The following is an 8,657-nucleotide window of genomic DNA, read 5'->3' as shown; positions in this document are numbered from 1 at the left end:
ATCCTTCGAGAGCTTCCTCAACCTCGCCGCCACACGCCTGTGGCTGACGTCTTATGTCAACACGGCCTCGGACGCGATTGCGGATGGAATGTGAGCGGGACAGTTTTTTCGAATCTTCTGTGCCACCAAAAGCAGCGACACAAATAACCCGCGAGCTTGCGTGGCCCTGTCGGCGTTCAACAGACAGATTGGATGTTTCAATAGGTGAGCGTGTTGGGACCGTTGCAGTGACTGTAGGAAACGAAAATGAAGCCTGTCCGTCGTCGGTAGTCTTGGCACAGGCTTGCGGAGACTGGCTCAAAAGCGAGATTGTCGAGCCTGCTGGGGTCAGCGTGACCGATCTCGCTGGACATTTCGGTGTCTCCCGCAGGCATTGAGCACGCTGCTCAAAGGTAATGTTAGCCTCTCTGCCGATATGGCGATCCGCTTCGAGAAGGCTTTCGGTGTCAGGGCCGATAACTTGCGGCGCATGCAGAAAGCCTATTCGCTAGCTCGAGCGCGGGCGCATGAGGACGAGATCAAAGTCGGGAAGTTTGCCGAGACCGCTTGACGTCATTCATCCTTGATCTCTTAGGCCCTGCTTTTGAGGCTTCGCAAATTCTTAGACGGACATCTCGATCAAGACCGAAGCTGGGCGGAAGCGGACTATCCGCTCGAGATGGTCAACTTTTTGCGGAGACGATATCGCGCTGGATACGCGGCAGCCCTTCTAGCGCTGAGTTGGCGTGTATGGGCAATAAATTGGCGTGATCCGGCAAGAGCCTTAGACCTGAGGCATCTAACTCAGTTGAATGATCACTCTATTCGACACCATGTCGCGCTTTCGGCCGCTGATCGATTTCTGCGCAATTGTTGCGCTTTGTTATCTGCTGAAGGTCGTTCTCGACCAATTCATGTGGCGTTACAGCGGATCGGTTTGGGTTGGCATCATGTTGTCGGTTATCTTCTTCTATTTGAGGATCATGGGAAAAAGCTGGTCATGGATAGGTTTGGTCAAGATCAAGTCGCGCAAAGGCTTCGGACTGCTTCCATTCCAGGAAGTACTTGCGTTCATTGCTATCTTGGCATCCGCCTCTGCTCTTAGCCTTGCCGGCGAATCGCTTGGCCCGAAGTTCATGAAGCCAGACAATTCTGGTGCTCAGAATCGCTTTGGTGACGAAGCAGGCAACACTTAGCTTTATCTTTGCAGTTTACAGCCTTTTTGTGTTCGAAGGCACGGCGCTGGTGATGCTCATCATCGCGTCCTTGGTTTATCTGGCCAGCGTCTTTCTGGTGACTATGTTTGGCAATGTTCCAATGAACGACGCGCTCGCTCGTCTCGATCACGACAGGCTCGATGCCCGGATCTAATGGGAGAAGTACACTCGGACATGGACGCTGCTTAACCATGCACGATCATTCGGACGCACTCTTAGCTTCGGAATTTACATCATCGCTGCGATTAGGGCAAGATCTGACGTCGCGCGTCTAGTTCCCATGGAAATTGCTTTGCCCGCTAGCGGCTTCGTTCAGGGGCAAGTTACGCTGAAGGCAGAGGGTGTGTCGTGCGAAATTGCTGGCAGGGCTCTGTTTGAGCCGATTGATCTTACGATTGCTGGACCAGAGCGGATTTTGATCGCTGGGCCCAATGGGAGCGGAAAGAGTTCGCTGGCGCAGATACTGGCTGGGGAGGCTGAGCCAGGCACCGGTTTGGTGACAAGGGAAACTGTTGCCATCGGCTTTCTGGATCAGCACCTGAGATTGCTTCAACCGAGCGAGACTGCGCTTGGAGCCATGCAACGGCACAATCCCGCTTTGAGCGCTCAAGATGCCCATGCGGCTTTGGCAACATTCGGTTTTCGCTCAACGGCGGCAGAGCGCTCTGTGGCGATGCTATCAGGCGGCGAAAGGGTCCGATTAGCGCTCGCGTGTCTCTTCTCTAGCGATGTGGTGCCAAGGTTGCTGATTTTGGATGAGCCGACCAACCATCTCGACATAGAATCCATTGAGATGCTTGAGGAGGCCTTGGCCGGATATGATGGCGCGATCATCCTATCAACGCACGATGCTCGGTTTAGGAAACGAATGGCACCTGATCGAACGATCAACCTCAAAAGACCGTGATACGTGAGAGCGGCGAGTGCGCGGAGAGATGGGACTGTGGAGGGTTAATGAGTCTGTTCAGGATATGCCTCTTTATGGTCGCAGCGCTCGCGAGTGCTGTGCAGCTTCATGCACGCGAAGCGATGACTGTCGCCAAGTGGACTGAGGATATCGCGATCTATCAGGCGCAGCTTGAGGCCAACCACATTGACCTGTTTCACACAATCTCGCGGGAGGAGTTCGAGCGCCAACTCGTCCGGCTGCGAGCGGACCTGCCCAACCGATCCGATGCCGAAATTCTGGCGGAATTGATGCGGCTCACGCGGCTAGTGGGCGACGGCCACACGTCGATGCCTCTTTGGAACACGCCTCAACCACGCTTCCCGCTCGAATTCCGATGGATTGATGGCGAAGCGGTAGTTGTCGGCGCATCAAAGGAACATGCTGATATGCTGGGTGCAGTCGTTCATCGGTGGAATGGCCGCCCGATGGAAGAGGTCTATCACCAGCTCGCCACTTACGTTCCCTTCGTTGAAAACAAGGGATCCGAGGCGGTCCGAGTTGCCCAGTATCTCAGCTACGCAGCACTAAGCCAAGCGGTTGGGCTGAGTGAGAACGCGGAAACCTTGCTCATCGAAATCTCATATAAGGGCAAGATGAGGGCTATCGAGGTGAAAGCGATAGAGCCGACAGCCTTCCGAGCCGCGATCACAGAGCGTCTTACATATCGCAAGGATTTGTCAGACAATCCCACAGTGATCGCTATTGAAGGCATTCGGCTTGCGCTTCTGCGTAATGCATCCGTCGCATACATCCAATTTGACCGCTACCCTTCGTTTGAAGAGATGAGTGAGTTCGCTGATAAGGCTGCTCGTGCGCTTGATGAAGCCGGCACCCAGAATCTCGTGATCGACTTTCGAGAAAACTTCGGTGGCGATTTCTTCATCGGCTTGGCGTTTGTGGCTAATCTCGTGGTTCTCGACAAGCTTGACTGGAAAGACGGCGTCTATGTGCTCACCAGTGGAAGGACCTTCTCTGCTGCGATGAGCAACTCTGCGCAGTTCGCAGACATACTCATTGCCCGCATCATAGGCGAACCGACCGGAGCCAACCCCTGCGGATACCAAGATATGGGCCAATTCACCCTTCCGAATTCCGGACATTTGGTGACATATTCCAAGCGGCGGTTTTGCTTTAGCGACCCGGTGAATGATGCGGTTGCACCTGATGTTACTGTAAGAACTTCTCGACAAAATTACGTCGACGGGATTGATCCTGTGCTTACATGGGTGATCGAAGACATCAGACGACGTGAAGTTGGCGCATCAGAGTAGCGATTGACCACCACCGCCATGCCATCGAATTCGGATTTGAAGTGCTCATGCAACCAGGCTTTAGATTGCAGATGCCATTCCAAGGCTTCCGCAGGATCGAGCGGTTCTCCAATCTCGGTGGAGAAGATAACCCGATAGTCATTCATTCACCTTTTTGCATGGCGCATGTAAAGCGAGCCGCCGCCGAATATCTGGTAGTCAGTCCAAAGCGTACTGCCCAGAAACCGCACCCCATCGATCTCGACCTCAGTGTCCTGCCGGAGGTGAATACCGAGCTCATTTGCGAGCGCTGATGCTCGCACGGTTTCCTTGTCGATCGTGAAGCGATGCCGGTGAGCGTATCATTCATGGTTGCCCGGAACGTATATCACCTGTCGGCCATTTGCTCTTTCGGCAAGCCAGCGAACACCGTCGCTCAAAGGGTCATGAATGTCTCCGGCCGCGACGAGCACATCGAAGTCTGGCGCCGGGTTCGGCAGATTCCAGCAGCATTGCTCGATAAGAAGGTCAGAAAGAGTCCAGATGCGTATCAGAACATCTTAGGCGCGAGAACACGATGATCCTAGATTGCATCGGGACACATCATCTGATGGCTTTTGTCTGAACCTAGCTTCAAGTCGGACGTGTTCATGGATGCCGGCAGCAGTCTTTGGCACGGAAAGGTCGGAGTGTAAGCTTGGAAGCCTCGTTAGTTGGCTTTGCGATGGTCGCGGAACAGGCAGGCGTTTTTGTCTCCGAGCTCGCACCCATTTTCGAGTGCGCGCATTGAGGCTGCTGGGTCCTTCGGACCGCCTTGTCCGTTTTCAATTATTACGCTGAGCAATACGCAGGATTCGCTGACACTAAATTTGTGACACAGATCGGCGTAAATCTGGCGAGCCATAACCCTGTCGGTATCACCGCCTTCGCCGTCAAACGCCATTTTGGCCAGAAACCCGCAAGCTTCCAAACTACCCCTCTCGCATCCGGTTAAAAAGCGTTTGCGCGCAGCAGATGGATCAGCATCCGCCGTGACACCATTGTACAGCATTCCGCCGAGATTGAGGCAGGCATTGGCTTCGCCCCCGTCACAGGCTTTTGTAAAAAGACGCTCTGCCTCAAGCGGATCTTTGGCACCGGCGAGGCCATTGAGCAGCACTACACCAAGATTATCACAGCCGGTCATCGACCCCAGATCGCAAGCTGTCTGCAAATGCTGCGATGCCATCTCGACCTGTTTTGGCCCGCCTTCGCCGATCATCATCATGTATCCAGAGTTGGCGCATGCATCGACCCGCTTTGCATCACACGCCTGAGCGAACAACGAACGCGCAGTTGCCAGATCGCTTTCGCCCCCTTCACCGAATTTGAGCATCACGGCCTGATTGTTGCACGAATCTGGAATGCCCGCTTCGCAGCCCATCGCAAACATCTTGCGCGCTTCGGCAAGATCCTCGGGATCGTCAGACTGGTTGTTGTAAAGCAGCTGGCCAAGATTGTAGCAGGCGCCTTTGTAGTCATTGTAGCAGGCTCTGCGATAGAGCGCGGCAGCCCCTTTCACGTCCTGCGGCCCGCCAAGCCCGTCTTGCAGAAACGCGCCAAGAAAGCTGCAGCCCGACATCAATTCGCCTTCGCAAGCCTTGGCTGCGAACAAGCGCGCCAATTCATTGTTTTGCGGGGTTTCTCTCCCTTCAAATGTGCGGATGGCCATTGCCATGCAGGATTCGGCATCCTTATCGATCTCGCATTCCCTAACCAGCGGGCTTTCGGTCATTTGCCCCGTTTCCGACGTTGAGGGCTGCGCTGCCAAGGCGACAGGCGAAAAACCGATCAGTCCAATCCCCACGATCAATGTGCGAACAAACAGAGTAAAATGGATCATGGTAGGGCTTTCCCAAACTACTGATATTTCGGAGCGTTGCTGTATTCCAGCGCGGCTTTGAAGGCGGTGACATCGAACTGGATGGGCTTTTCGGAAGTACCGGCACGTTTGCGGCCCGAAAAATCATTCGTCTCCCCCCAGTTCGAGATGATGCCGCTTGACTGGGTGAGGCTCACCCTGAAATCGGGCTGCTGAAGAAGCTCTGCGCTTGCTTTGCCATCAAGGATGAAAACCCTGCGAAATTGCGGGTCGAGCGAGCGCCCACTACTGGCCTGATATGTCTTGGTGCCCGCATGGAAATCCACGCTCGCCACGCCAAACAGGCTGTTGCTCTGATCTTTCTCGACCAGGATCACACGTCCATCTGTCAAAATCCCTGCTCGAAACAGGTCTCTCGTGCCCACAGTCAGCCCGGCAATGCTGCCACCTTTCACAATCTCTGCGTCCGGATTGCGCCGTCCTTCCAGCCAGGTCCGATCTTGCACGCGGGTGCCAGAGACGAGCATTTCCCCGCCATAGCGAGCGGGCTTCTGAAAAATGGGCAAAAGGGTTTCGGCCATAAAGGCGGCTGGGTGTGCCGATTTTCGGCCAGCGATATCGGTGATCTGGCACTGCGATGCTATGATATCTGCCTCGCGCTGCATCGCAGAGGGCTGGTGCCGTGGATCGCTGCTGTTCGAGATGGCAGCCCATGCCGCGCTCGCCCTTTGTCTAAACGCGGGTTCATTGGCAAAACGGCATGGCGAGGCTGCAGGCAAGAAATGATGCAGCGCCAACATGCGTGCGCCTTCATTGTTGAAGTAGTTGACGACGTATTTCGCGTCCGGGTTATTCTTGAGATCACGGCATTGGCCCGCAAGGCGATCCGCCTGCGTTTGCGAAATCCTTTCGTAAAGCGAGACGTTTTCAAAGGTGACCATGCGCGATTTCACCTCGCGATAAAGAAACCGCCCTTCATGCGTGAAAGCGTCGCATTTGCGCTCGACCTGCTCTGCCTGCGCGACCCAAGTGATAGTCTGCACTTGCTGCCAAGCGGCTTGCGCAGATGCGCTTGAGCTGCAGACGAGGCCCAGCGCGGCCGCACACATCATGGTCCAGCGTTTGGCCGCGCGCATCATTATCGGTGTGTTCCTTCATCATTTGCAGAACCGTGTTCCGTTGTTTCAGTCTTGGAATAAGGATCAAGGGTCGGCTGGCTGGCATCGCCAACCGGCAGGGTCTCATTGAAGGTCACGCGGCTTACGGAGAGGTCGAAATCGGACTGCTCGAAATCGACAAAGGCAATACCACCAGTAGCGCAGCATCCCGGGTCGCTTTCCCGCCGGACAAGTGCAAAGGCGCTGCCCTCACGAAAATCGAAGCTGACAGGCGGGGAAACAGAAAAGCCAGCCGGCAACAGCTTGTCCATCTGAGCGATCAGCCCATCTGCGCTAGTCCAGTTCCAGCCATTTGTCCGGCTGAATAGCACCAGGTCTGCGCTGCCCAGACCTCGGTTTCGCGCCGGGACATGCACCAGAATCCCCGATTGCGTGTCATCCCGGGCCAAGACAGGCGGGTCGATATATCCCTCGCTTTGATGCGACAGCAACAATACGGGCACCGCGCCGTCCATTTCAACCAACACGATCATCTGCACCAACGGGCCATCTGCCGGTTGCAGCGCAAGCAATTGCCAGTGCATGGTGGAGGAACGGCTGGCCGCAAAAATCTCGCCGCTGGCTGTGACCCGGCACTCCGCAGAAGTGCGGTATGCGCAGCTTTGTGCCATTGTGGCGGGGTCGAAATCATCCAGTGACACGGACAGCGTAATGTCCTCGCGCTCACAGCCGCTTTCATACCCTCCGTCCGGGCAGACGAAGGTGTAAAAGTCGTCGAACATATCGGGCTCTTCGCCGTCGATACTGCCCGTTTGCGCTTGCACAGAACCAGCAGCTCCAATCAGTGCAAGTGCAGCAAAGCAGCAACGACGGGCGCTTCCAAAGATGGTCATTTACAGAAGCCGAGACTTTGCATCATCACCGAGATCCCGCGTTCGGAGCCGGAGGCATAGTTGGCATATTGCTTGTCGGCCCGGCTTGCAGCGTCTGCACGCATGCGTTCAAAATAGGAGGGATTGTCATCTTCGCGCATCTCGCGGCGAGCCAGCCGCTGCCAATAGACCTTTCGGTTCCTCGCGTTTCTGGCGGACAGTTCGCTGCGCAAACCCATTGTAAACGCACGGTCAGCAGCGCTTTCGACGATGAAGGCCCACCGGTCCCAATTGGCCGAGCAAGACAGCATTTCTCCCACGCTTAGGGGCGACAGGCCTGAGGTGGCCGCTTTTTCGAATATCGCATTGTGCGCCTCAGCATCGTTTGCGGCTGTCGAAGCAGCAGTTTCCTGAGCTAAAGCAGAGGTTCCAATTGCGAGCATTGCAAAGCCAGCCAGCAGGTTTTTACTTGCACCGTTCATTTGATTTGCTCCGCGAAGGTACAGCCATCCTGAATGCCAAGCTTGCACCCAAGGCCAAAGAAACGCTTGGCGGCGGTCGGGTCAGCCGCGCCCCCTTGACCGTCACGAGCCATAATCCCTGCATTCATGCAGGCCCCCGCATTGCCGGTATTGCAGGCTTGGCCAAAGCTGCTGCGCGCGCCGGAATAATCCTGTGCCAATCCTGCGCCGCTATATTGCGCAACGCCATATTCGAGGCAGCCGTCCGACTTGCCCGCTTCGCATGATAGTTTGAATGATTGGGCCGCGCCCGCTGCATCAACCGGACCGCCGCCGCCGTCACGTTGGAGAATGGCCAAGGCATAGCAACCATCGGCATCATAGCCGGGGCAGGCCTTGGCGAAGTACTGACGGGCCTTCGCATAGTCAGGCCCACTGCCGATACGGCCAAAGAAATAGGTGGCCCCCAGATCGTAGCAGGACGTTGCAAAGCTGGCATTGCAGGCGGTGGACAGCGGCGCGATGGCGTTTGCGTAGTCCTTTTCTCCGCCGCGCCCGTTTATCAGCATGGAGCCGTAGTTTTCGCAGGCCTCGCCCACGCCGCTGGTGCAGCCTTTCTGATAGGCCTGGCGGGCAAGCGGCAGGTCGGCCGCGCCGCCTTCACCTTTCGTGGCCATCGCACCCAGATTGGTGCAGGCAGCGGCATTGCCATCCGTGAGGCAGCCGATCTGATATTTCGCGCGGGCGGTGGCGAAATCGCCGGAATTGTAGGCTGCTTGTCCAGCCAGTGCATTGCTACTGCCACCTGCCTCGATCTTTGCCGCGGCTTGCGTCGCTGATGCAGCAGAGGTCGCCTGAGCATTGGCTGGTGCAGGTCCAAATGCGGTTCCGAAGGCCGCTGCGCATGCGATCAGCGCGAGCGGTAATTTTGAAATCTTCATCGTTGCGTT

The 8,657-nt window shown here is 55.9% G+C and carries 12 protein-coding genes; 5 read left to right on the top strand and 7 right to left on the bottom strand.

Features of this window, described 5'->3' with window-relative positions:
- Positions 1–197: 197 nt before the first annotated feature.
- Positions 198–374, bottom strand: coding sequence for a hypothetical protein (locus EH31_RS18030; protein WP_241765968.1), 177 nt, complete (start codon positions 372–374; stop codon positions 198–200).
- Between EH31_RS18030 and EH31_RS18025 the strand changes: the two genes are divergently transcribed.
- From EH31_RS18025 to EH31_RS16070, 5 genes are all read left to right on the top strand, one after another.
- Positions 374–550: a helix-turn-helix transcriptional regulator gene (locus tag EH31_RS18025; RefSeq protein WP_241765967.1), complete on the top strand. Its 177-nt coding sequence runs from the start codon at positions 374–376 to the stop codon at positions 548–550. The genes EH31_RS18030 and EH31_RS18025 overlap by 1 nt on opposite strands.
- Positions 551–791: 241 nt before the next feature.
- Positions 792–1,175: a hypothetical protein gene (locus EH31_RS16085; protein ID WP_034962222.1), complete on the top strand. Its 384-nt coding sequence runs from the start codon at positions 792–794 to the stop codon at positions 1,173–1,175.
- Positions 1,153–1,350 (top strand): anthrone oxygenase family protein, encoded by a 198-nt coding sequence (locus tag EH31_RS16080; protein WP_034962220.1) that lies wholly within the window; start codon positions 1,153–1,155, stop codon positions 1,348–1,350. The genes EH31_RS16085 and EH31_RS16080 overlap by 23 nt, the downstream gene beginning before the upstream one ends.
- A 126-nt stretch (positions 1,351–1,476) precedes the next feature.
- Positions 1,477–2,103 carry an ATP-binding cassette domain-containing protein gene (locus EH31_RS16075; protein ID WP_051699366.1) on the top strand — a complete coding sequence of 209 codons (627 nt, stop codon included), beginning with the start codon at positions 1,477–1,479 and terminating at the stop codon, positions 2,101–2,103.
- A 74-nt stretch (positions 2,104–2,177) separates the two neighbouring features.
- On the top strand, positions 2,178–3,416 hold the full coding sequence (locus tag EH31_RS16070) for a S41 family peptidase (protein WP_034962219.1): 1,239 nt from the start codon (positions 2,178–2,180) through the stop codon (positions 3,414–3,416).
- Positions 3,417–3,757: 341 nt separating this feature from the next.
- Here the strand turns inward: EH31_RS16070 and EH31_RS18180 are convergent, their stop codons facing one another.
- From EH31_RS18180 to EH31_RS16040, 6 genes are all read right to left on the bottom strand, one after another.
- The gene (locus tag EH31_RS18180; protein WP_422110936.1) at positions 3,758–3,895 is read right to left on the bottom strand and encodes a metallophosphoesterase; all 138 of its coding nucleotides are present in this window, start codon (positions 3,893–3,895) and stop codon (positions 3,758–3,760) included.
- Positions 3,896–4,104: 209 nt separating this feature from the next.
- Entirely contained in the window at positions 4,105–5,277 is a 1,173-nt protein-coding gene (locus EH31_RS16060) for a tetratricopeptide repeat protein (protein WP_034962215.1), read from the bottom strand.
- A gap of 17 nt (positions 5,278–5,294) precedes the next feature.
- A complete protein-coding gene (locus EH31_RS16055) occupies positions 5,295–6,395 on the bottom strand; it encodes a hypothetical protein (protein WP_034962214.1) in 1,101 nt (366 codons plus the stop codon).
- The gene (locus EH31_RS16050) at positions 6,395–7,198 is read right to left on the bottom strand and encodes a hypothetical protein (RefSeq protein WP_206742050.1); all 804 of its coding nucleotides are present in this window, start codon (positions 7,196–7,198) and stop codon (positions 6,395–6,397) included. Before EH31_RS16050 ends, EH31_RS16055 begins: the two co-directional genes overlap by 1 nt.
- A 65-nt stretch (positions 7,199–7,263) precedes the next feature.
- Positions 7,264–7,728, bottom strand: coding sequence for a hypothetical protein (locus EH31_RS16045; RefSeq protein ID WP_152553610.1), 465 nt, complete (start codon positions 7,726–7,728; stop codon positions 7,264–7,266).
- Positions 7,725–8,648: a tetratricopeptide repeat protein gene (locus EH31_RS16040; protein WP_241765966.1), complete on the bottom strand. Its 924-nt coding sequence runs from the start codon at positions 8,646–8,648 to the stop codon at positions 7,725–7,727. The genes EH31_RS16045 and EH31_RS16040 overlap by 4 nt, the downstream gene beginning before the upstream one ends.
- Positions 8,649–8,657: the final 9 nt, after the last annotated feature.

Source organism: Erythrobacter longus, assembly GCF_000715015.1.
Lineage (GTDB): Bacteria > Pseudomonadota > Alphaproteobacteria > Sphingomonadales > Sphingomonadaceae > Erythrobacter > Erythrobacter longus.
This window is presented reverse-complemented; position numbering and strand designations above follow the sequence as displayed.